Source organism: Algoriphagus sp. Y33 (assembly GCF_014838715.1).
Classification (GTDB): domain Bacteria; phylum Bacteroidota; class Bacteroidia; order Cytophagales; family Cyclobacteriaceae; genus Algoriphagus.
Genome location: NZ_CP061947.1, coordinates 2,509,066 through 2,533,594, shown reverse-complemented (window position 1 = coordinate 2,533,594; position 24,529 = coordinate 2,509,066). Strand labels below are relative to the sequence as shown.

Sequence of the window (24,529 nt, the reverse complement as noted above, 5' to 3'; positions counted from 1 at the left end):
ATCCCAAAATCGGGATTTTCAAGCTAGCCTCAGCCATACCATCTTCTATGTTGGCCTCATTCGAGGTATAAGCATACATCTTCACTCGGCCGCCTTGAAGCTGGCATGCCTGAGACTTTTTCAGTAAGCCCTAACTATTCGGCCTTACAGGTGTGGAGTTTCCACGGCTCTGCCGGTTCAAGTTTTCCGACTGTCGCCCCGAATTGGTTGCCGCCGTTTGTGCCCTCACGAACGGCTGCGGGGAAATGATCTGTATCCTTCCTACGGCATGCAGTCATCCTCATGCATCAGCTTTCATTTCCAGACGATGTTCCTGAGCCTAACCTTTTCCGGCACTCAAACTTTCATTGCAGCAGCTTAGCCAATCCAAACAGACCAAGGAATTCTGGAAAGTATCAGTACCAGCCCAATGGCGTACATCATATAGATGCTTCTGAATCGGCCCCTGGATACTCCCGGCTTTTTTGCCTTAATATATCCTATACTTATTACTACGATTGCGATAATATTGATCAAAGGATGCTCCAATGCCATTAGTCTAGCTGCTGAATCAGACATTGCCGAGCCGGATTTCAACATTTCCAATCCCAAGGGGCTGAGGAAATAAAGAATCAAGCCCACCAACAGCTGGATATGGGAAAGAATAAAGGCTATCAATCCGATTTTTCTGTCTTTCTCGGTGAATTCCCGGTTGGAAAGCGAGCCGATCAGCATGTAAATAATTACCACTGCCAAAGCCAGTAAAGCCAAATAAGCGATCCCCGAATGAAGATGTTGTATTCCTGTGTACATGATGTAATGTTTGATTGGCGCAAAGTTAACTAATTAGAGCTTGCTGAAAAATCTACAGGTAAGCCTCTTCCTTTCATTGAGTGGAAATCCCGGTCTTAATTTGTTGTATTTTGTAAATTCGGTTTAATTTTTGACCAATTTTTATAGAAACTATCTCGTATTTTTTAATCAATGGTAAAATTAATGATTATAAACTATTTTAATTAATTCTGATTTATCAACATTATTTTGATTTTTTAAGTTGTCTTTTTGTTTTAAAGGTTATTAAAATTCTTAGTTTTTAAATAAATATTAAATAATATTCTTTTTTTAGTTGAAAACAATAATTTGGTTTTTTTTATATGAGAGGGTGATTTAAGGTGTTTTTTTGTTCTTACCTTTTTCACATCAATTCACGGATCCGGATTGTATTAGTTACCCCTCCCCAAATAGCCTAATTAAGCAATAGTTGCTATCAGCCTAAGCAGGTAGCTGTGTAGTGCTGTACCCTATTTTATAAAGAACCCTTATGAAATCGAGCATGACTAAAAAGTCACACACCGGGATGATTATAAGCCATGCGAGATTCCATGTGGCCAATAGAAAACAATTATAAACACATGAAACACAATTTTACAAAAAGTAAGAAATCTCCGCCATTGGGGATTTTAATGTTATTAACAAGTATGATGCTCTTTGCCACATTTTCGATGGCTACTGCTCAGACAAGAACTATTACGGGACAGGTATTGGATGAAAATGATTTACCCATTCCCGGTGCCAACGTCTTGGTAAAAGGCACCTTGGTAGGTACCGTCACCGATTTGGATGGAATTTTTTCCGTAGAATTGGAGGAGGGGCAGCGTACATTGGTAGTTTCATTTATAGGATATAAAGCAAAGGAGATTACAGTAGGAGGCGAAAGTGAGCTACTGGTAAAGCTAAGCGGTGATATCGAGCTGAATGAAGTAGTAGTAACTGCTGCCGGCATAGAGCGGAATACAGCCAATTTGGGGTATGCAGTATCCACACTTGGTGCGGACAGATTGGGGCAGAAGAACGAACCTGACCCAATCAGGTCTCTATCAGGCAAGATTGCGGGAGTCAATGTACAGGGATCTGGCGGAGTAGCAGGTGGGGCAACCAATATAACCATCCGTGGTAATTCTTCCTTGGGAAATAATAATCAGCCCTTATTCGTAGTGGATGGGATTCCCTTTGATAATTCTACCTATGATGCCAGTGGCACAAGGAATACCCAGTCTTCCCAGTCTACTTCCAGCAGAGCTTTTGACATAGATCCAAATAATGTAGAAAGTATGACCGTATTGAAGGGAGCGGCAGCTTCTGCACTCTATGGTTCCCGTGCAGCTAACGGCGCAATAATCATCACGACTAAATCCGGATCAAAAAAGGGTAGAAAGGGCACGGAAATAACCCTTACTTCTTCTTACAGCTTGGAGGAGGTTTCAGGTCTTCCTGATTACCAGCATATGTACGGGCAGGGAACTAATGGAGATTACCGTGCGGGTGTTTATGGATCTTATGGTTCTCCATACAGTTCCAGAGCTACGATTCCCCATCCATTGGCTTCCAGCGCTTATCCATCCAGTATATTTCCTGACTTCTACGAAAGTGACGGGGTGACACCAAGAGAAGTGCCCTATCAATCTTATGCGGGCAAAAATCAAACGAATTTTTTGAGAACAGGGCAATTGCTGGAAAATGGTGTCTCGATCAACACAGGAACTGAAAAGACCGGATTGTCAATAGGAGTGAGTAGAATGGACAACAAAGGGGTAGTTCCCGGAAACAGTATCTCAAGGACGTCTTTTTCTGCGGGAGGAAATGCTAATCTGGACAATGGTTTTTTTGTCAGGGGAACAATAAATTATGTGAAAACCGAGCAGGAAAGTCCTCCGATCGGGGGATCAGGTTCAGTAATGGGCAATCTGCTGTTCATGCCTACCAGTTATGATCTGACCAACTTGCCCTATAAGCATCCCGAAACGGGTGCGAATATTTACTACAGAGCGTTGGACAATCCCTACTGGTCAGTAGAGAACAGTCCTTCTACAAGCAATGTGGATAGGTATTTTGGAAGTTTTGTCTTTGGTAAGGATATTACTTCTTGGCTGACCATTCAGAATACATTTGGATTTAACGGATATTCAGATTCACGTGTGAGTGTATTGGGTAAGGGCTCTAGTGTATATGCCAATGGTACTATCAATACAGATGATATTTACAGACAGGAGTTGGACAATACGCTATTGATCACTACCAGTTTCAGCTTGTCAGAGGATCTGAAACTAAGAGGGATTTTTGGCAACAACATCAACCAGCGTATGACCAGACGCTCGGCTTTCTCGGGTGATGGAATTATAGTGTCCGGAATTAACGATATCCGGAATACCACCACGATCACACTTTCCGAAATCCCCAGAAACCAGGCGCTGATCAAACAACGGTTTTATGCCTTTTTTGCAGATTTGACACTGGACTATAAAAACTTTGCCTCCATAAATTTTGTAGGTAGAAATGATGTTTCCTCCACACTTCCTGCGGAAAACAGAAGTTATCTATATGGGGGTGTAAACGGTGCGCTGACCTTCACGGAAGCACTTCAAATCAAAAGTAATATCCTGAATCACGGTGCAATACGCATAGGGTACACACGGGTGGGAAATGAAGCGGCTCCATACCAGACAGTCAATGTGTTTAATGCGAATGAGACTTTTGGAGGAATAGGCTCTCCTTTTTCTAATGGAAGCAATACCAATGTAAGTACTCAGACCTTGTCAAACAGCCTGACGAATTCTTCGCTTAAACCGGAATTTATCACGGAGTTTGAGATAGGGACTGATCTTAGCTTCCTTCAAAATCTATTTTCACTTGATATTACTTATTACGACAAGCGAAGTACTTCTCAGATATTTGTTGTGGATTCACCGCCGTCCTCCGGTTTCCTCACCCGGATAATCAACTTGGGTGAGACTTCCAATAAAGGAATAGAAATAGGGCTAACTGCGAACCCGCTCATGTCAGACACCGGATTGAACTGGTCTATTTCGGGTAATTTCACCAAAAACAAAAATACAGTAGAAGATATCGGTGAGAACTCGCAGTTGGTCTACGAAGGCAATGTGCATATTGCAGGAATGCCCTATGGGTTGATTTTCGGCACCCGATATGCGCGTGATGACGAAGGGAATATTCTGGTAAATCCTGCTACTGCCAAGCCGATTACAGCAGCGACAAATGGCCCAATAGGAGATCCAAATCCTGACTTTATGGTCGGGCTTACCAATACCTTCACTTTTAGGGGGATCACGCTTGATGTGCTTTTCGATTGGAAGCAAGGGGGGGATATTCTGTCCACCACCATTGGCGAAACTTACGCCAGAGGTGTTTTGAGAGATACCGAGGACAGGGATTCGTTTCGGATAGGACAGGGAGTTTTGGGGGATGTCAATACCAGAACACCGCTGTTGGATGAAAACGGCAACAAAATCCCTAACAATACCGCCTTGAATTACAATGATTACTATTTCTCAAGCGGATTTGGTCCGAGTGGTGCCTCTGCCGGCTACATAGGTGAAGCCACGGTGTTTGACGGGACGGTATTCAGACTGAGGGAGATTTCTCTTGGATATTTTTTGCCTGCCGCACTACTTTCTAAGACACCGTTTGGAAGAGCGTCGATTTCCGTAAGCGGAAGAAATCTTTGGTACAAAGCTCCCAATACGCCGGATGCGATGAATTACGATCCTGAGGTAAGCACTTCCGGAGCCAATAATTTAGGCAGAGATGTTTTGGGCGTTCCTTCCACCAAAAGATATGGGGTGAACCTCAGTCTTAGTTTCTAATCAAAGTCAACTACAACAAAATGAAGAAATACAGCTATATAAAAGGTTTATTGGTTCGCATATTAGCACTGACATTAGTCAGCTGTGATGATTTCATAGATATCAATGAGGATCCAAGCAACCCCACAGTTCCCCAGCTCAATTTGCTTTTGCCGGCTTCCCAGCTTTCCTTTGCAGGCAATTTTGACAACATAAACAGAGGAGCATCCAATGTGGTACAACATCGGGCTTCAGGCAGTCTCAATAGATATGATCAAAGTGGTACTACTTTCCAGAATGCTTGGTTGGGGTTTTACACTGAGGCAATTCCTGATTTGGAAACCATTATTTCCACGGGCACTGAACAGGGTGAATGGGGATATGTGGCAGTGGCCAAACTTCAAAAGGCATATCTGTTCAGTATAATGGTGGATGTATGGGGCAACGTCCCGTATTTTGATGCGGCGGTTGCCCCAAATCCTGCCTTTGATGATGGGGAAGTGATTTATGATAATCTCTTGGCACTCGTCGATGAAGCATTGGCAGATATGGAGAAAGGATTCAATGTTTCCGCTTCCTCAGATTTGTTCTATCAGGGATCCAGAGAGAATTGGGAGAAAATGGCCAATTCACTTAAATTGAAAATGTATCTCACGATCAGAAAATATGATGAGGCAAGAGCCAAACAGGGCATCATGGACATTCTTCAGGAAGGGATGTATATTCAGGATAATGAAAGTGATTTTACGTTTCATTTTGGCACCAATACTGCCCCGAATGTACGTCATCCGTGGTATTCTACGGGGTATGCGCCGGGTAGAGATGGTTATGTGAGTATGGTATTGGTGGACAGACTTCAGGAGCAGGATGATCCTAGACTGAGGTACTATATCTTCAGACTGAATGAAAGAGCCGGCCTCGCCAATTCCCAGACAGGGGAAGGGTATTATGGCAGATATCCGGGAGACGGAGCTTCTTCTCCTGCGGATCAAAATACACGTGCAATAGTAGGGATATATCCGGCTGCTGGACTGTATGACAATGGTATGATGCCAAGTTTGGGAGCAGAGAACACCTTTCTCACCAATGAAGGAGCTACCACAGGAACCACTTCAAATTCATTCAAAATTGCACTTTTTGCGGAGGGTGACGGTACCGGCGCAGGCATTCTTCCCTTGATCACCAATTCGATGATGTTATTCAGCCGTGCCGAGGCCGCCCTTACTTTGGGGACCGGTGAAAATGCAGAAGAACTGATGAAAGAAGCTGTAATTGCCCATTTCGATGTAATCAATTCCGTATCGCCTGCTTTTCCAATATCAAGTCAGACGACGAGCGGTTTTACAGAAAGGCTCAGCACTCAGTTTCAAAGTCTAGACGGGGAAGGAAAACTTAGGCTTGTCATGATGCAAAAATGGATATCACTTTATGGAAATGGAGTAGAGGCATACAATGATTTCCGACGTACCGGCTATCCTGAATTGCAAGAATTGATTTCCCCGTTGGATGTGTTTCCGGAAAGATTTTATTATTCCGAGACCGAATTGACATCCAATAGCTCAGTCATCGATGTTCGCGAACAACTGCAGCGTGATCAGCAGATCATTCCTGTTTTTTGGAGAAAATAAGCGTATTTAAACCATGACTATCCGCAAAAACTGCAAACGGCCTGAGCATTCTGCTTAAGTAAATAGGTGAAGATGCCCTCTTCAGCAGACAGGAATGTAAGCCTGGCTGAAAGAGACAGGTAAACCTATTTTAAGTTTTATTTCATAGCCGATTCCGATGCGGATTTACACAACAAAAAATATAACCAATGAAACCATACAAATATCTAATAGCAGCAATGATCCTGGCGATGGGAAGCTGCAAGACCGTGGATTACGATTACGAGGATTTTATCTATGCAGCGACTCCGAGAGTGACGTTGAATACCGAAACTTCAGCATTGCCTACCTATCAGACAGCCAAGGCTTCCTTTTTCAATTTGGCTGATCCTGAATTTGCGACTAACCAACTGTTCGAATGGGAGCTTTCTTATTACGATGCTGAAGGCAGGGCTCCGGTATCAGAGATCGAGGTATATGTCAGCTTCAACCGAAGAGAAGGAAACGTACCGGTGTACCCTATTGTGCTATCGCTTGCAAAAGTAGAGCCTAATGAGCGGCAGTTTCCTTTGCCAAGTTCCATAAGATCCACGGATATACTTTACGAGCGGGTTACCGAGTTTCCAAAGTCATACAGTTTTACAGCCACTGAGCTGGCAGATATTACGGGCACTGATCTATCTGATGTTCAAGTAAATGATTACTTCCTCTTCAAGTTTGTAGTGACGATGGCAGACGGAACCAGAATCGTCCAATACAATGATAACTCCTGTGACGAGTCCAGAGGGGAGCTTTGTGATTGCAGAGTAGGTGTGAGGTTCAAAAACATGTAATTATAAAAAAACGGAGGGGAGTAATAAGCTTCCCTCTTATAAAATCTTAGTGGGAAAATATGTTTAAAAGACTAATACCGATTATCCTGATACAATTAGGGATGGTCATTGGAGTGATGGCTCAGTCCGTTACCTCCCCAAAGGAACATTTTGGTTACGATGTAGGAACCGATTATGAGTTATTTAATTTCACGCAGACAGAGGCTTATTTTAAGAAAATAGCAGGTGAGTCTGACCGTATCAAGCTGGAGTCCATTGGCAAAACAGCCGAAGGCAGAGAGCAATATATGCTGATCGTCACCTCGCCGGAAAACCATACAAAGCTGGAAAGGTATAAGGAGATTTCCACTGCCATGGCCAGAGCAGAAGGACTGTCAGAAGAGCAGGCTAGGGCGATGTCCAAGGAAGGCAAATCGGTGGTCTGGATTGATGGTGGCCTTCATTCCACGGAAGTGGTGGGGACGCATCAATTGATAGAAACCATTTATCAGATCAGCTCACGGACAGATGAGGAAACCATGAATATCCTGGATAACGTGGTAATTCTATTTGTACATGCCAATCCGGATGGACAGGAATTGGTTTCAGATTGGTACATGAGGAATTCAGATACCACCAAGCGGACTACGAGTGGTTTGCCGGTACTATATCAAAAGTATATAGGACATGACAATAACCGGGATTTTTATATCCAGAATATGGTTGAATCACAGAATATGGGCTACCAGCTTTTCGTGGAGTGGATTCCTCAGATCATGTATAACCATCACCAGCGCGGTCCTGCAGGATCAGTGCTGGCAGGCCCTCCCTACAGAGATCCATTCAACTATTTATTTGAACCCTTGATGGTCACCGGAATAGATGCCGTAGGTGCTGCCATGTACAACAGGCTGATCACGGAGGATAAGCCGGGTTTTACGCGGATGACAGGTTCTACTTTCTCAGTATGGTACAATGGAGGGCTGAGAACCACCACGCATTATCACAATATGATCGGCATCTTGACTGAGATTATTGGAGGCCCTTCTCCGGAGGAAGTTCCCTTGGTGCCTTCCAGGCTTCTGCCCAACAGTGATACGCCTTATCCGGTTACTCCCCAAAAATGGCACTTCAGGCAATCAATCGATTACTCCGTCTCGCTCAATTATGCGCTTTTGGACTATGCTGCAAGAAACAAAGATCATGTGCTCTACAACATTTATTCCATGGGCAGAAGTGCAATCAATAAAGGGAAGATGGATAACTGGACACCTTTCCCCAAAAAGATAGAAGAAATCAATGCTGCGTACAAGGCGGATATGGCTGGGAAAAAACCTTCCGGGTCCGGTGATAGGGGTTTTTCCCGGGGTGGAATTCCTACTAAGTATTATGACAGTATCTATCAGCAACCTTCAAAGCGTGATCCCCGGGCATATATTGTTTCGGCAGATCAGGCAGATTTTGGCACTGCGGTGAAATACATCAATGCGCTGATCAAAACGGGGATTAAAATAGAAAAAGCGAATGCTGATTTTCAGGTAATGGGTAAAACGTATCCGAAAAATTCTTACATAGTCAAAACAGATCAGGCATTTAGAGCGCATGTAATCGATATGTTTGACCCGCAGGACTATCCAAATGATTTTGAATATCCGGGTGGGCCTCCGATCAGACCTTATGATGCGGCAGGTTGGACATTGGCCTATCAAATGGGAGTGGAAGTGGACCGGATTCTTGATCCATTGGACGGACCTTTTGAGACATTGACTTATGGCGTACTGGAAGAATTGCCACCGGTTGCTATTCCGGATTCCAAATCGGGATATCTGATTAGTTCCTCACTCAATGAAGCGTTTCCACTCGTCAATGCACTTCTGAAAGATAAAGCACAGGTATTCAGATCACCTACGGCAGTAGAAGGCCTTCCGGCAGGTTCTTACTATATTCCTGCCAAAGAGGCGGCGAAATTGAAAGAGCTGACCAAAGATATCAGAGTGCCTATAGTAGCTGCCAAAGGCAAACCTGCCGAATTGATAGAGCTGAAAAAACAACGGATTGCCTTATACGATTCGTACGGTGGATCCATGCCTTCAGGCTGGGTAAGATGGATGCTGGAGCAAAATGGGTATGATTTTGAGCTTATTTTCGCCAAGGAGATAGATGCCGGAAACCTCAATAAAAAGTACGACATGATCCTGTTTATCAGTGGAGGGATCCCTGCTTATAAAGAGAGTGGCCCAACAAATAATTATTATGGAAGGCAGCCTGATGCAGCTGATATACCGGAGGAATTTCGGTATCGTCTAGGGACAATTACGCCCGAAAAATCTATTCCACAACTGAAATTATTTATTGAAAATGGTGGAAAGGTATTGACAGTTGGCAACAGCGCTTCACTCGCATATCACTTGGATTTGCCGGTGAAAGATGGACTTACTGAGATAAACAAAGAAGGGAAAGAAGAGAAACTTTCGGGGGAAAAATACTATGTACCCGGGAGTGTGCTAAGATCAAAAACTGATCCTGCGAATCCATCAAACTGGGGTATGCGTGAGCATGTGGATGTGATGTTTAACAATAGCATGGTATTCAAAATGAAACCGGAGGCAGATATACAGCAGCTTAAAGTTGTCGCCTGGTTTGATTCAGCTACTCCTCTGAAGAGCGGATGGGCTTGGGGACAATCCTATTTGGAAGATGGAGTCATTGCTTTTACCGCACCTATCGGCAAAGGGCAACTGATGGTTTTTACTCCTGAGATCACCTTTAGAGCACAGTCCCATGGTACATTCAAATGGTTGTTTAATAACCTTTATGGGATGAATTGACCGTGAAATAATAGGTGTATCCTATGCTTACTAAAAAACCGGCCTTAAAAATTAAGGCCGGTTTTTTAATTCTTGCCGTTTTCCGGCAGGGGATTTATAGTTGAGGGTAAGTTTTACTCCACATATAGCACCAAACCTTTGAGGTATTCGGTCTCCGGGTGGAAAATATTAATGGGGTGATCAGCAGGTTGGGTGAGCTGATGCAGGATTTTCACTTTTCTGCCACATTCCAGTGCTGCTGCGGTTACGGTGTTGCGAAAGAGTGCTTTATCCACAACCTGACTGCAGGAGAAGGTAAAGAGAATGCCTCCTGTTTTGATTTTTTTCAGGGCTTCCCCATTGAGTCTTTTATACGCTTGCACCGCATTATGCCTTGCTTTTAGATTTTTGGCAAAAGCCGGTGGATCCAGCACGATCACATCGTAATCATCACCGATTTCGCGGATGTATTTGACCACATCGGCAACCTTCGATTCATGTTTCCCTTGAATTTCCGGATTGAGTTGGATGTTTTCCTCTGTCAGTTCTATGGCTTTCGGAGAAATATCCACTGAATGCACTTCTGCCGCTCCTTCCATCAGCGCCAACACCGAAAATCCGCCTGAATAGCAGAAGGTGTTCAATACTTTTTTGCCTTTTGAATAGGAGGCTAGCAGTTTCCTGTTTTCCCGCTGATCGATAAAGAAGCCCGTTTTCTGCCCCTTCTCCCAATCTATTTTGTAGGTGGCACCATATTCTTGAACCAAATCGGTTTTTGGCTCGCCGAGTACCCATTCATTGGAAGTAATTCCAAGGTTCTTGGGTAAAGTCTCCGCGCTTTTATCGTACACACCCGAGAGCTGATCTCCATAAGCGGCTTTGATCGCGTGGGCAATTTCCTTTAGATGGGCATGCATCCCTATTTGGTGAGCCTGAATAACCGCAGTGCCATTGTAGTAATCCACAATCAGACCGGGCAGCAGATCTCCCTCTCCGTGGACCAAACGGTACACATTAGTCCCTTCATCATCAGCAAGTCCCAGACTTTTTCTCAAGGAAAGTGCCGAAGCGATGCTTTCATTCCAAAATTCCTGATCGATCTCCCGCTCCCCGAAGGAAATAATCCGGACCATTATGGAACCTTCGGCAAAATGACCTATTCCCAAAAACTCATCTTTGGAAGAGAAAACGGCCACTAATTGGCCATTTACAAGATTGGCGTCTTTCTGAAAAATAGCTCCGGAAAATACCCAATGATGCCTTCTTTTCAGAGAGATCTCTTTGCCGTGTTTGAGTATGATTTTAGGATAGTTCATAGGTGAGTAGGGGTTTGTTGGGGAATAGCAAGCTGCCTGTCATCATAGCCAGGGCACTGGCCAGCAATCCGTAAAGGTGTGAAGAAATTTCCGGCTCAAACTTATCCATAGTCAAATAGGTAAGCATGCCGATGACCATGGATAAGATTGCGCCGACTTTTGAAGATTTGCTCCAATATAATCCTGCGGTCAGTGGAACGAATAGGGAGACCAGCAATAGTATTGATGCTTCGGCTACCAATTCGTAAATAGTAGCGTCTTGGAGAGCCATAACTACGGATACCACCGCTACCAGAAGAACATTGATCCGCAAAATCCAAAGCAGATGAAAATCCGATAATTTATGCCTGAAGAGTGGTTTGATTAGGTTTTCAGAGATCAGGGCTGCAGGGGCCAATACTCCTGAACTCGCCGTGCTCATGATCGCTGAAATCAGTGCGCCAAAGAAGACGATCTGTACCGGTAATCCTCCATGTGCCAACACCATTGATGGCAGCAGCATTTGTTTATTTTCCAGGTAAAGTTCCGGATACAACACTTTTGCCCCCAGTGCAATAAATAGGGGTAAAAGTCCGAAAGTGAGGTAAAATCCTCCTGCCAAATAAGTGGATTGAACTGCCACTTTCTCAGATTTGGAGGCCATGACCCGTTGGTAAATGTCCTGGCTGGGGATGCTTCCGAGTCCCAGAATAATCCAGGCGCCAAAGTAATTTGTCCAGGAGTTAAAGCCCGGATCGGGAAAGAACTGAAAACTTTCCGCAGGAGCAGAATCCAGAATCGCACCTATTCCGCCTGCTTCCTTTATTACCATGAGAGAAACCACGATCAGACCGAGCACGATCATCAGCGTTTGGATAAAATCGGTGATTGATATCGCCCACATCCCTCCCAGAAAAGTGTAAATCACCACGATGCCCGCTGCTATCAGAATTCCCTCATTCAGGCTTAAGCCTGTGACAGTGCCAAAAATCAAACTTAGTGCGACCAGCTGAGCGGCCACATAGCCAAAAAATACCGGAACCATAAATACAGTAGATAGAAACTCTACTTTCTCTCCATAGATTTTCTTAAATACATCTCCGATGGTCAAGACACCCATGCGGTACATGGGTCGGAGGTAGAACATACCGAAAAGTACCAGACAAAGTGCCCCGCCAAAGGGATCTTCAATCACTCCTTGCAGCCCTTCGTCCAAGTAAACGGATGAAGCTCCAAAAATGGTCTCGGATCCAAACCAAGTAGCAAATAATGCGGAGGCTGAAAGAAATAAAGGGAGCGAACGCCCCGCTAAAACGAAGTCATTCGATCCCTTTACGAATTTTGAAGCCCAAGCTCCCACGACGATAGTGCCCGCCAAATAAATGATTATTGCAGTGAGTAGCAACGAATCGATTTTAAGATTTTGCGTACATCTTTTCTCTCAGGGCTTTGATTTCCTCACTTTCCAGGTAATCCTCGTAAGGCATTCTTCTATCAATCGTCCCGTTAGGAGTGAATTCTACGATTCTGTTTGCGGAAGACTGCACAAATGCGTGGTCATAAGATGTCATCAAGACCGTGCCTGTAAAATCAATTATCGCATTGTTGAAGGCGGTAATAGATTCCAGATCCAAGTGATTTGTAGGCTCATCCATTACGAGAAGATTAGGACTCTGAAGCATCATCTTGGAGATCATACATCGGACTTTTTCTCCCCCGGAGAGCACAGAGCATTTTTTCAGGGATTCTTCTCCCGTGAAAAGCATTCTGCCCAGGAAAGTTCTTACGTAGGCTTCTTCCTGATTGCCTGAGAATTGTCTTAGCCAATCGATTAGGGAAAGATCCGATTTGAAATATTCGGAATTGTCATTTGGCAAGTATGCCTTGTTGATGGTCACTCCCCATTTAAAGCTTCCTTTCGTGGAAGGGATTTCTTCCATGATGACTTGGAAAAACTTATTTACTGCCTGCTTGGTCTTGGAAATAAAAGCAATTTTATCGCCTTTGTCCACCATAAGATTCACATCAGTGAAGTAGGTCACCCCATCGGCTTTCAGTTCCAGATTTTCGGTCATGAAGATCTGATCTCCCGCTTCTCTTTCCGGTTTGAAAATAATACCCGGATATTTTCTCATCGAAGGCTCGATCTCATCGATATTCAGCTTTTCGATCATCTTCTTACGTGCGGTAGCCTGCTTGGATTTGGCCACGTTGGCGGAGAACCTGTCGATAAATGCCTGCAATTCCTTTTTCTTGTCTTCGGCCTTCTTATTAGAATCAGAGCGCTGCTTCAGTGCAAGTTGGGAAGACTCATACCAGAAGGTATAGTTACCTGAGTAGATCTTTATTTTTCCAAAGTCAATATCTACGATATGCGTAGATACCGAATCCAGGAAGTGTCTATCGTGGGACACCACAATCACTAAATTTTTAAAATCCAGCAGGAAATTCTCCAACCATTCGATGGTAGATGCATCCAAATCATTGGTAGGCTCATCGAGGATCAGGATATCAGGATTACCAAAAAGAGCTTGGGCCAACAAAACCCGGACTTTCTGATTACCCGCCAGATCCTTCATCTTCATGTAGTGCAGATCCTCTGTGATGCCCAATCCTGAGAGTAGGGCTGCTGCATCGGACTCAGCATTCCAGCCATCCATTTCGGCAAAATCAGCTTCCAATTGTGATGCACGAAGACCATCCTCTTCGGAGAAATCCTCCTTTAGATAGATGGCATCCTTTTCTTCCATGATGGCATAAAGTGTTTTATGCCCCATAAGTACAGTTTTCAATACCTCGATTTCATCAAAACCGAAGTGGTTTTGGCTTAGCACGGCCATCCTCTGACCCGGAGTGATGCTGATGCCGCCACTGGTACTTTCCATTTCTCCGGAAAGGATTTTCAAAAAAGTTGATTTTCCGGCGCCGTTTGCCCCGATCACACCATAGCAGTTGCCGGGGTTAAACTTCAGGGAAACTTCGTCGAAAAGTGTTCGTTTGCCAAATTTTAGTGATAAATTATCTACTGAGATCATAAAATCGTTGTAAGTATTTAAAAATCAGTTGTTTGTAATCTGATTTTGCTGTTGGTGTTACGTATGGTGTAATAGCCTTTTTGTAAGTTCCCTTCCTGCACCTGTATAGGGTAGAGCCGGGGTGGGTTAAGGAGCTGACAAAGGTACAGGTTAGTAAAAGAAAAGCCAACTTAATGTGAGCCCGCTTTGGCTGGATGGGAAGGAATTTGTTCCTATCTCTTCAAATTTATTTCCACTGTTCCATTGAGTCTGCTTACTAAAATCGAAGTTGCAAGTTCTCATTTAGCACGGCTGAATGGAATTTTTGATGGGTATCTTATAGGTTTCAGGAAAAAGTAAGGAAGTGGTGTAGAGATTAATGGGAATTGGGGTATCTTGGATTCAGGCTCATAGGGTGGTACTTGTTCTTGCTTTAAAAGTAAGGATTTAATCCAAAATCTTCCTGAAATCTTGTTCACTGGCTAATTGTTCATATAGCCATGCATTAGCTATATTGGGGGAACCGTTGTGTTCAAGAATCATAGATGGAGAAATTCTACCGTATAGTTTATTTAGTGCTGTTCGTGCAATTTTTTGCCTTTGCCGCCTATGGTCAAATCTCTACTATAGGAAAAGAATTTTGGGTGGGATTTATGGAGAATAACCAAATTCTGCCCGGGGCGCCTGATCGGGCAATGTTGGAAATCACAGCTATAGAAGAGGCTACTTTTACGATTGAATATCTTGGACAGACCCGAACTGCCACGCTAGGGCAAGGCGAAAGATTCAGTCTGATTGTTGATTCCCGGGATTTTGATGTGATCCACAGGGGTTCAGACAGAGTGGAGAACAAAGGGATTTATATCAGCTCAACCGGAGACTTGACTGTTTATGCTTTTAATGAACGGATCAGAAGTGCAGACGGCACTGTCGTCTTGCCGGTAAGTGCTCTGGGAAAAGACTATTTGGTGACCTCACATTTCGAGAGACTCACCCGTCCCGTAGAATACGATGGTAATGTGGATAATGAAAGCACGATGTTAGTAATTGCCACAGAAGATAATACCCAACTGGAAATCACTAAAAGCAACGGTTCGGCACCCATAAAAGTAGCATTGGACCGTGGTCAAAGTTATCAGATTAAGGAAAGGTTTGACCTCACCGGTTCCCGGGTCAGAGTGATAGGGGATGATGCCAATTCTTGTAAGAAAATTGCTGTGTTTGGAGGAAACAAGTGGACATCCGTGGGAAACTGTGGTGCGGCAAATGACAACCTTTTTCAGCAGGCATATCCGGTATCCACCTGGGGAAAATCTTTTATCCACGTAGGATTAGAGGGAAGGACATCCGGTGAACCGGTCAAGGTACTGGCGTCTGAAGACAATACAGAAGTATTAGTAAACGGCAACAGTCGGGGGGTAATCAATGCGGCTAAATTTCTGACCTTGGATTTCAAAGCCGGCGAGACAGTTTCCATCGCCACTTCAAAACCATCATCTGTCACCGTATTTTCCAAAAGCCAGGGATGTAATCAGGCAGGAGACCCCAAATATGATCAGGGAGATCCTTTTATGATTTCTTATAGCCCAAATGAACAGTTGCTGAAGGACGTGAAGTTTTCTGCTCTCTCCTTACAGTCCATTCAGGCGCATTATGTTTCTATTATTGTGCCTGCCGGAGCACAGGCTTCTACCGTTTTGGATGGAAGGAATATTGGCGCTTCTTTTTCACAGGTTCCCGGGGATCCCTCCTTTTATTTCGCAAAGGTCCTAATTCCCCAAGGGGTGCATCAGTTGTCAAATCCAGAAGGATTTATAGCCTATGTATATGGGTTTGGGTTTTTGGAATCTTATGGATATGCTGTGGGAGCGGCTTTGGATAATTTGAATTTTGAAATTAAAGTGGAGTATGATTTTGAGGTTGAAGGGGAGAGGGTAGCTTGTCTTGACCAAGAAGGAACTTGGAGTATTGCTCCGGAAAGTGAAGCGTTTACCTATTTCACCTGGGATTTTGGTGATGGATCTACTCTTCAAGAGGGCCAAGAAGTAACGCATACTTTTGATACTCCCGGAGTGTATGAGGTCACTGTCACTGCATCTATCAGCCCCAATACCTGTGAGCAGCAAGAGGAAGAGACCTTTCAGGTAGAGGTGATAGAATCTAAAGCAGAGCTTATTGGGATTCAGTCAGTTTGCCCTGAGGTAGAGGAATTGGTATATAAATTGGTTTTTCAAGAAAATATTCAGTCCGTGGATTTTGAAGTGGAAGGAGGGATAATTCTTGAAAATTACGGAGACTCGGTTTTGGTCAATTGGGGCGCAGCAAATCCCAACGCCGGAATCACCGCCATTCCTGTAGGCACGAATGGCTGTTTGGTAGAGCCGATATTTCTTGAGGTAGTGATCAACCAAAAGTTGGATGCTGAAGATCCTATTGGGAACGTCGATGTCTGTTATGATCCTTTGAGCACATATTTCTATAGTGCGCCTAATCCTTCGGATGGACGCGGCTATGAGTGGATTGTGACTGGCGGAGTGATAGTTTCCGGTAGAGATCAAAGTACAGTCGGGATCAGTTGGAATGTGCCTGACATGGCAGGGTCAGTAAGCTACACCACATACAGTTTAACTGACCAATCTTGTGCAGGAACTTCAGAACCAGTGGAAGTGGTAGTAGCGGAGGAATTTGTGGTAGGTACTGACAGAATAGAGGATGTCAAATGTTTTGGAGATGCTAGCGGGGAGATCGTGTTAGCCATCCGTGGAGGAGTAGCTCCACTTCATTTTGAATGGTCCCATGATCCTGGTTTGAACTCGGCAACTGCAGATAATTTGTCCGTTGGTAAGTATTCTGTGACGGTGGTGGATCAACTAGGCTGTGAAAGGAAATTGGAAGACTTAGAAATATCGGAGCCTCCACTGGTAGAAGTTGCTTCCCTTGTTGTGACAGGTGTAAGCTGTTATGGAAAGGCGGACGGGATTTTGGATTTGACTGTTTCAGGCGGAAATGCTCCTTATACCATTGATTTAGAAGGGGGTATAGAGTTTACGGGTCAGTTGAATTTGACTGATATGGCCCAAGGGATTTATGAACTTGCTGTAGTAGATCAAAATGGGTGCACTATACCGCTTGATTTTGAAATTACATCTCCTGCAGCGTTAGAGGTGGATGTGAGATTGACCAAACCAGCCTGTCCCGGGGGAAGCAATGGTGAGTTGTTTGCTTTTCCGGAAGGAGGCAAGGCTCCCTATGTTTATCTGTGGGAGGAGGGTAATACAGCAGGCAATACACTTACCGGTTTGTCCAAAGGAACCTACACGGTCTCTGTTTTAGACGATATTGGTTGTGTAAGTATGGGTACTGGGCTGGTGCCGGAACAGGTACCTGAAGTAAGGATGCCAACTGGTTTTAACCCGGCGAAAGATGGAGATCTGTTTGCAGGGGTATCAACTTGCGAAATCAACTTTAACCTATGGGTTTATAACAGATGGGGGCAGTTGATTTATTCCGGTGCAGAAGGCTGGAATGGATTGGTGGATGGAGAATATGCCAGTTTAGGGACTTACACCTTCCTGATGCAGTATAGTTTTGTACTGGATGAAGAGATTCAAACTGTAGAAAAACGGGGTAGTTTTTTGCTGATCAGGTAGCTATAGAAGGTTTTGGGTTGTTCCTTAGAATTTGGGTAATTTTTATTTGGGTAAGATGTAGAGGTAATTGAGTGAAGGACATCTGTGGGAAGGTGAGCCATTTTCATGGTACTTTGCCTACGGCTTTTGGGAAACTAGTAAGGGAGTTCATAGAAAATAAGAAAACTATTGGAAAACTGGCTTTTGTTATTATCGTTTGCTGCTTTGTTCACGGGAGGTTTTCTGCTTAGAAAATTGTGGCTGGGCGCGTTGATGGGATGTGTCATACTAATCCTTGGAAAATTGCTCCTGACCCAAGGGGAAGTCTACGCCCCGTTGGCAAATGGTACGATTGTTTCAGTGGAGCTTATTCTTCTTCTTTTTGGGGCCTACCTCTTTTACAACACATTGGCATCCCTGGATCATTTTGGGGATTTTGTGAAATCAAGTGCTGCCTTTTCTTCGAGACTTACTGTGGCGATACTGTTATGTTGGTTTCTGGGAAGCTTTATGGAAGGAATTGCGGGCTTTGGGATTCCGGCCATGCTGATTGCCCCTCTTATGTTGGCAGTGGGATACAAGCCGCTTACAAGTGTGGTACTTCCTCTGGCTGCTGATACCACAGCGGTGACCTTCGGGGCATTGGGCACCCCGGTCAAGGTTGGCTTAGAAATTTATTCCAATAGTCCTGAGGTACACTATACGGTAATCATGAATGTACTGCCCGCCCTTGCCGTACCGCTGGGATTGGCTTGGCTGTACAGCAAAACCGAGGAGGAAAAGGTGAATTGGAAAGCGGAATGGAAGATGTTGCTAAGCGCAGGGATTTGTTTTGCCGTGCCGTATGGTACCGTCGGGCAATTCAGCGTCGAATACCCGTCGGTAGTTGCAGGCTTGATGGGAATGATCCCATTCGTGTGGTTGTCAGTCCCCAACAAGGAAAGACCGCCTACACGGGTTTGGTTAATGACATTTTATCCTTACCTCTTATTTGTAGGGATGCTTATTGCCTTAAAATATTTGTTGGGCGGGGTTGAGTTTTCCTTCGGTGAGGACTTCAAAGCAATTTCACTGTATCAACCCGGGCTGGTATTTATCGCTGCAGCTATTCTGTATTTGCAGATTGCTTCCCAGCCTGATCTGCTTTCTTTTACGCTAAAGCAGGCAAAAAGTACCCTCTCACGTCTCGTACTGCCCATTTTTACCATTCTTTTTCTTGTTTTCTTTGCGCAGTTACTGCGCCAAAATTTGGCCATCTTCGCAGGGGAGATCTTTGCCGGAGCTTCAGGGATAGCCTCCCTGGGTTTTGTGTCTTTGGCCGGTATTTTAGGGACTTTTGTCACCGGTAGCGCGACCATGAGTGTGTTGTTGTTCAATAGCTCGGTTATGGCACTTTTTCCTCCGGGCGACCCACTTTACCTTCGACTCGCATTGCTGCTCACCGGCGCAGCAATAGGAAATGCCATATCCTTTCAAAACATTGTGATGGTGCAATCGGTAGTCGCCCAGCCGGTAAGCATATCCAAAATACTTTCAAACAACCTGAAATTTGTTCTTTTATATAGTTTAGTCGTGTTTATCCAGGGGTTGGTGATTTCGTATCTATACGTCGATGTTTGAGTAAGGGGGCCAAACAAAGGCAAAGAATTTGTGTTGCGACATAAACCCGCATTATGCATTAGCATTTCTACGCTACGGCGTACAAGTTATTGCCACCAATAATTGCTTCAAAATCAGTCACTGCGTTGCAATTATTGACTTCACCATATGCGCTGCGGCGGACTCAGTCTCCAAACAGCCCTGATTTTAGTGCAATTAATGGTCTCTTAACGAAACTTAATGCAAAATCCGGGATAAACTTTCCAGTTCCCTGTTGGGAAAGTATCCATCGGAATGCTGTGATTGGCATATAGCTATTTCATTAGTTTCGGAAATAAGCTTGGATGGAACCGGTGCTTGGGGAGATAATCCCTGTGGGATTTGCGCATCCCTGCACTATTCTTGAACTGTGTGTTGATTTATAGGGAAATAGTTTTGGTATATAGGGTGTTAGGCTTTGTGATGAGGTGTGGTTTCTTTAAGTTGCTAATTCTACAGGTGTTAAAAATGACCATGATTGGGATAGCTTAATAGGCACTTGTTCGGACTTCGGGAAGTTTTTTCTTCAGCTACTATTTTTGTCTTTTTAGTAAAGAGTCATAATTTAAGACAAGAATGTGCCATATTCCCGTGGGAAGCTGATTACAATTTCACAAATCCAAAGTATAGTTATGAATAAAGATTCCTTGAAAGGAAAAATTAGATCGGATCAATTGCCTGTTTATAACTATCAGAACCTGGATGCAGGCATGAATGCCTCACTGTATAGAATATGCCAGCTAAGCTCGATTATTTGTGCCACCCCAAAATCTCTGATAATCTTTGAAGAGTCTCATGAATTGGGGCTTATGGCGGCTTCAGGATTTAATTTGGAGAATAATGAACTCACCAATTTTTTAAAGAAACAGACTCTGGGCACTGATACCTTTATCTCTTGTGAGGATGTAGCAAGCCTTCAACCCACGGAAGAAATTTCACGGGCTTTTTCTGAGCATGATATTCGTTCGTTTGTGGGCTTACCCCTACTTGAAGGAAACGGGGATTGGGCAGGTTGTTTGTTGGTGCTGGGTAATGATACCGTTTCTCTTGATGAGAAGAGCAGGACTGCCTTTGAACTGCTGGCCAGCGAGGCTTTGGTTATAATTCAAGAACGTAAGTTGATGGCTGAATTCAGCAACGTTGAGAAGTTTTTCACCTTGTCAAATGATCTGATTTGCATAGCTGGGACAAATGGATATTTCAAAAAAATCAATCCTGCATTTACAAAATTGCTTGGTTGGGATAATGAAACCCTGCTTTCCCGTTCGTTTTTTGAATTGACCCATCCGGATGATATTAAAAAGTCCCGCCGTAAACTGGAAAAGCTTAAGAAAGTAGGACTTTCGGTGAAATTAACCCATAGATTTTTGTGTCAGGACGGTTCGTACAAAACCCTAGACTGGGTGGCAACCCAAGACCCTAAAACAGGGAATATCTATAGTATAGCGAGGGACACTACTGAAGCCAAAGCAAAGGAAGAGCTACTGGCGAAGAGCGAAGGTAGGCTCAGGGCTTTTTTTGAAAATTCTCAAGGCCTGATGTGTACACATGATTTGCAGGGAGTGTTTCTTTCCGTCAATGATGCAGGAGCCAAAAAACTGGGGTACACTTCGGAAGAAATTACGGGAAAGAGCCTGTTTGATATAGTTCCCAAATCCCTACATGTTTTAGTAGAGGAATACCTATTGAAAATTAAGAATGAAGGAAAAGCCAGCGGACAAATGGTTACTCTTCAACGAGACGGCTCCTTACTGATATGGATGTACAATAATGTGTTGGAAAGTGATCCTGACGGGGAGGGAAATTATGTAATTGGTAATGCCTTGGATATCACCCAGCGGACCAGACTGGAGGAGGAACTGTCACGGGCTAGAGCACTTCTGGAAGAGACAGAGAAAGTGGCAAGAGTGGGAGGCTGGAATTTGGACCTAAAGACCCAAAAGCTTACCTGGACATCCGTGACTAAACTGATTCATGAAGTCCCGGAAGATTTTGAGCCCAATATGTCCATTGGAATTAGTTTTTACAAAGAGGGGGAAAGTAAAAGCAAGATTGCTTCGTTATTGGAAAAAAGCATGCTTACAGGTGAAGGTTGGGATGTTGAGTTACAGTTGGTGACCTACGAAGGGAATGAATTATGGGTTCGTGCAATAGGAAAGGCAGAGTTTGAAGATGGGAAATGTATCAGGATTTTTGGGACAATTCAAGATATAGATGCCTCCAAGCAAGCTCAATTAGAGTTGGACAAGACGAGAAAGGAACTGGATGACGTAATTAATGCATCCTCCGAAGTATGTGTTATTTCTACCGATTTGGAAGGATATATCACGGTGTTTAACGTAGGTGCTGAAAAAATGCTAGGGTATACTGCGGAAGAAATAGTGGGCAAACACAGACCGGACATACTGCATAAGCAGGAGGAATTAAAGGAGACTTTGGCTGATATGGAGTGTGAATTCGGCAGGAAAATTGAATTGTTTGAGATTTTCACCTTAAGGGCAGATCGCAATGGAGTAGAGCAGCGTAATTGGACTTTTGTTACCAAACACGGAGAGGAAAAGGAAGTTTCTCTGGTTATCTCCCCCATGAGGGATGTAGAGGATAATACAATTGGGTATCTTGGGATAGCCATTGATATCACAGAGAGGAATGAAATAGAAAAAGATCTCATCGCTGAGAAAAGTAGGCTTAACGCATTTGTGATGCATGCTCCGGCTGCTGTAGCTATGTTGGATATTGACATGAAATACATAGCGGCGAGTAATCAGTGGAAAAAAGATTACAATCAACAGGATATAGACATTACCGGACAGTCCCATTTTGAAATATTTCCCCTGATAGATCAGATAGGACGAGAAAGGCACCTGCGGGTAATGAATGGGGCGGTGGAGAGAAGTGAAGAGGAAAGATATAGGCTGCCGGGGGACACGGAAGATCGCTTTGTTTCTTGGGAGCTTCGGCCTTGGTATTTGTTTGCGGGGGAGATAGGAGGAATCGTGCTTTTTACCCAAAATATCACCGACTTGGTAAAACAGCGGGAAGAATTAAAGAGGGCCAAACTGCAAGCCGAGGAAGCAAGTGTGGCCAAGTCGGAATTTCTGGCAAATATGAGCCATGAAATCCGGACTCCCTTAAACGGCGTGATTGGTTTCACAGATCTTGTTTTGAAGACAGGGCTGAATGAAATGCAACATCAATACCTTTCCATAGTGAACCAGTCCGGAAATGCTCTTCTGAGTATAATCAACGATATTCTTGATTTTTCCAAAATAGAGGCAGGCAGGCTAGAACTGGATATAGATAAATGTGATCTGTATGAATTGAGTGCACAGGCCACTGATATTATTACTTACCAGATCCAAAATAAGGGGTTGGAAATGTTGCTGAATATTGCCACAGATCTACCCAGATTCATATATGCTGATTCTGTGCGCCTGAAGCAGATATTGTTAAACCTTCTGGGTAATGCTTCCAAGTTTACAGAAAGCGGGGAGATAGAATTGAAAATAGAAACGCTGGAACAAAAAGGAGCTATTCACAAGATCCGTTTTTCGGTGAGAGACACAGGTATAGGAATCAAACTTGACAAGCAAGCAAAAATTTTCGAGGCATTCTCTCAAGAAGATAGCTCAACTACCAAAAAATATGGTGGCACTGGCTTGGGATTGACGATTTCCAACAGTCTTTTGAGGCTCATGGATAGCAGACTTCATTTGATCAGTGAAGCGGGAAAAGGAAGTACCTTTTACTTTGACCTGATCTTGAAAACAGAGGAAGGTGAGCCTATTGAATGGTTCGATGTAGAAAGAATCAAGAGTATATTGATAGTTGATGATAATAGTAATAATAGGTTGATTATCAAGCAAATGTTGCTCCTTAGGAATATTCAGTCTACGGAAGCGTCCAATGGTTTTGAAGCATTGCAACTGTTAGCCGCAGGAAACCGGTTTGATGTGATTATGATGGATTATCATATGCCCTTCATGGACGGACTTGAGACTATCCGTAAAATCAGAGAGACTTTCACTTTTTGGAATAAAGAAGAGCCTATCATGTTGCTTCATAGTTCCTCCGATGATCATAAGATCATAGAAACCTGCAAAGAACTCCGGGTAAATCACCGCTTGATCAAACCGATAAAAATTCAGGATTTCTATCAGGAATTGTCGAGACTTTTCAAAGTTGAGGTCCCTACAGAAGTGAAGTTATCACAGGAAGAGGATCGTTCAATTAAAGATTTCACGGTGCTAATAGTCGAGGACAATCTTGTAAATATGCTACTCGCTAAGACCATTATCAAGAAAATAGCTCCAAAAGCAAGTATAGTTGAGGTGAATAATGGAAAGGAGGCACTGGAATATTGTCAAAAGCAACTTCCGGATATCATCTTGATGGATATTCAAATGCCAATAATGAACGGCTATGAGTCCACAAAGAGAATACGGCTCTTGGAGAAAGGAACTCATGTGCCGATTATTGCTTTCACGGCTGGAAATATGAAGGGGGAAAGGGAAAAATGTCTTGCTGCAGGAATGGACGATTACGTGGTAAAACCGGTGTTGGAGAAGACGTTAGAGATGATACTGAATAAATGGCTCGGGACAATTTTTGTTAAGACAGGTCCGACTGTAAACGAAACAAATCCGGAGATGGAGGAACACTACGATGCGGAGAAGTTGAAGGATTATACAGACAATGATCAACAGGTTTTGGAGGAAGTTCTAACCATCGTGAAGTATGAATTAAAAAGCTCTTTGGAATCATTAAGGGAAGCAATTCAGAAGGAAAATCTGGTACAGATTAACGAAGTAGGGCATAAGCTCTATGGCACCGCCATCTCAGCAGGAATGTACGCACTCGCAAAAATGGCCCGTACGTTTGAGCATTTAGATGAATATTATAAGGACACGGTTGACACCTTATATCGGACTATAGCGTCCGAGGTAAATCTTGTTTTAGAACTGTTAGAGAAGAGGGATACTTAATTCCTAATGTTGAAGAATGGGAGCGATGAAATGGCATAGTATGGAAATTCTCAAAAAAAATATCTCATTGACATAGAAGTTAATACGAATTAATAGTACAAAATTTTATATCTACTTTTGCAA

General features: G+C 43.7%; 11 protein-coding genes. 7 read left to right on the top strand and 4 right to left on the bottom strand.

The genetic code is table 11. The features are described 5' to 3' along the window. Positions 1 to 357: 357 nt before the first annotated feature. Positions 358 to 792, bottom strand: a complete 435-nt coding sequence (locus ID165_RS10280; RefSeq protein WP_192350255.1) for a hypothetical protein — start codon at positions 790 to 792, stop codon at positions 358 to 360. A gap of 599 nt (positions 793 to 1,391) precedes the next feature. On the opposite strand from ID165_RS10280, the gene ID165_RS10275 reads away from it, so the two are divergent. From ID165_RS10275 to ID165_RS10260, 4 genes are all read left to right on the top strand, one after another. Beyond that, on the top strand, positions 1,392 to 4,640 hold the full coding sequence (locus ID165_RS10275; protein WP_225587064.1) for a SusC/RagA family TonB-linked outer membrane protein: 3,249 nt from the start codon (positions 1,392 to 1,394) through the stop codon (positions 4,638 to 4,640). 20 nt (positions 4,641 to 4,660) lie between these two features. Next, the gene (locus tag ID165_RS10270) at positions 4,661 to 6,247 is read left to right on the top strand and encodes a SusD/RagB family nutrient-binding outer membrane lipoprotein (protein WP_192350253.1); all 1,587 of its coding nucleotides are present in this window, start codon (positions 4,661 to 4,663) and stop codon (positions 6,245 to 6,247) included. 188 nt (positions 6,248 to 6,435) lie between these two features. Further along, positions 6,436 to 7,059: a hypothetical protein gene (locus tag ID165_RS10265; RefSeq protein WP_192350250.1), complete on the top strand. Its 624-nt coding sequence runs from the start codon at positions 6,436 to 6,438 to the stop codon at positions 7,057 to 7,059. A 59-nt stretch (positions 7,060 to 7,118) separates the two neighbouring features. Beyond that, a complete protein-coding gene (locus ID165_RS10260) occupies positions 7,119 to 9,866 on the top strand; it encodes a M14 metallopeptidase family protein (protein ID WP_192350248.1) in 2,748 nt (915 codons plus the stop codon). A 113-nt stretch (positions 9,867 to 9,979) separates the two neighbouring features. On the opposite strand, the gene ID165_RS10255 is transcribed toward ID165_RS10260, so the two are convergent. The 3 genes from ID165_RS10255 to ID165_RS10245 are packed head-to-tail and all read right to left on the bottom strand — an operon-like array spanning position 9,980 to position 14,175. Then, the gene (locus ID165_RS10255; RefSeq protein ID WP_192350246.1) at positions 9,980 to 11,161 is read right to left on the bottom strand and encodes a class I SAM-dependent rRNA methyltransferase; all 1,182 of its coding nucleotides are present in this window, start codon (positions 11,159 to 11,161) and stop codon (positions 9,980 to 9,982) included. Beyond that, a complete protein-coding gene (locus ID165_RS10250; RefSeq protein ID WP_192350244.1) occupies positions 11,148 to 12,545 on the bottom strand; it encodes a sodium:solute symporter family protein in 1,398 nt (465 codons plus the stop codon). The genes ID165_RS10255 and ID165_RS10250 overlap by 14 nt, the downstream gene beginning before the upstream one ends. A gap of 10 nt (positions 12,546 to 12,555) precedes the next feature. After that, positions 12,556 to 14,175, bottom strand: a complete 1,620-nt coding sequence (locus ID165_RS10245) for an ABC-F family ATP-binding cassette domain-containing protein (RefSeq protein ID WP_192350242.1) — start codon at positions 14,173 to 14,175, stop codon at positions 12,556 to 12,558. A gap of 524 nt (positions 14,176 to 14,699) precedes the next feature. Between ID165_RS10245 and ID165_RS10240 the strand changes: the two genes are divergently transcribed. The 3 genes from ID165_RS10240 to ID165_RS10230 all read left to right on the top strand — a co-directional run bounded on the left by ID165_RS10240 (position 14,700) and on the right by ID165_RS10230 (position 24,406). Continuing rightward, positions 14,700 to 17,804 (top strand): PKD domain-containing protein, encoded by a 3,105-nt coding sequence (locus tag ID165_RS10240; protein WP_192350241.1) that lies wholly within the window; start codon positions 14,700 to 14,702, stop codon positions 17,802 to 17,804. A 168-nt stretch (positions 17,805 to 17,972) separates the two neighbouring features. Further along, complete coding sequence (locus ID165_RS10235) at positions 17,973 to 19,403, top strand: L-lactate permease (protein ID WP_192350240.1); 1,431 nt, start codon at positions 17,973 to 17,975, stop codon at positions 19,401 to 19,403. Between the two features lie 650 nt (positions 19,404 to 20,053). Next, the gene (locus tag ID165_RS10230) at positions 20,054 to 24,406 is read left to right on the top strand and encodes a PAS domain S-box protein (RefSeq protein WP_192350239.1); all 4,353 of its coding nucleotides are present in this window, start codon (positions 20,054 to 20,056) and stop codon (positions 24,404 to 24,406) included. The last annotated feature ends 123 nt before the right edge of the window (positions 24,407 to 24,529 follow it).

Coding starts and splice junctions, on each gene's coding strand:
- ID165_RS10270 (WP_192350253.1), top strand. CDS start 4,661: ATGAAGAAATACAGCTATATAAAAGGTTTATTGGTTCGCATATTAGCA.
- ID165_RS10245 (WP_192350242.1), bottom strand. CDS start 14,175: ATGATCTCAGTAGATAATTTATCACTAAAATTTGGCAAACGAACACTT.
- ID165_RS10275 (WP_225587064.1), top strand. CDS start 1,392: ATGAAACACAATTTTACAAAAAGTAAGAAATCTCCGCCATTGGGGATT.
- ID165_RS10260 (WP_192350248.1), top strand. CDS start 7,119: ATGTTTAAAAGACTAATACCGATTATCCTGATACAATTAGGGATGGTC.
- ID165_RS10280 (WP_192350255.1), bottom strand. CDS start 792: ATGTACACAGGAATACAACATCTTCATTCGGGGATCGCTTATTTGGCT.
- ID165_RS10265 (WP_192350250.1), top strand. CDS start 6,436: ATGAAACCATACAAATATCTAATAGCAGCAATGATCCTGGCGATGGGA.
- ID165_RS10255 (WP_192350246.1), bottom strand. CDS start 11,161: ATGAACTATCCTAAAATCATACTCAAACACGGCAAAGAGATCTCTCTG.
- ID165_RS10230 (WP_192350239.1), top strand. CDS start 20,054: ATGAATAAAGATTCCTTGAAAGGAAAAATTAGATCGGATCAATTGCCT.
- ID165_RS10240 (WP_192350241.1), top strand. CDS start 14,700: ATGGAGAAATTCTACCGTATAGTTTATTTAGTGCTGTTCGTGCAATTT.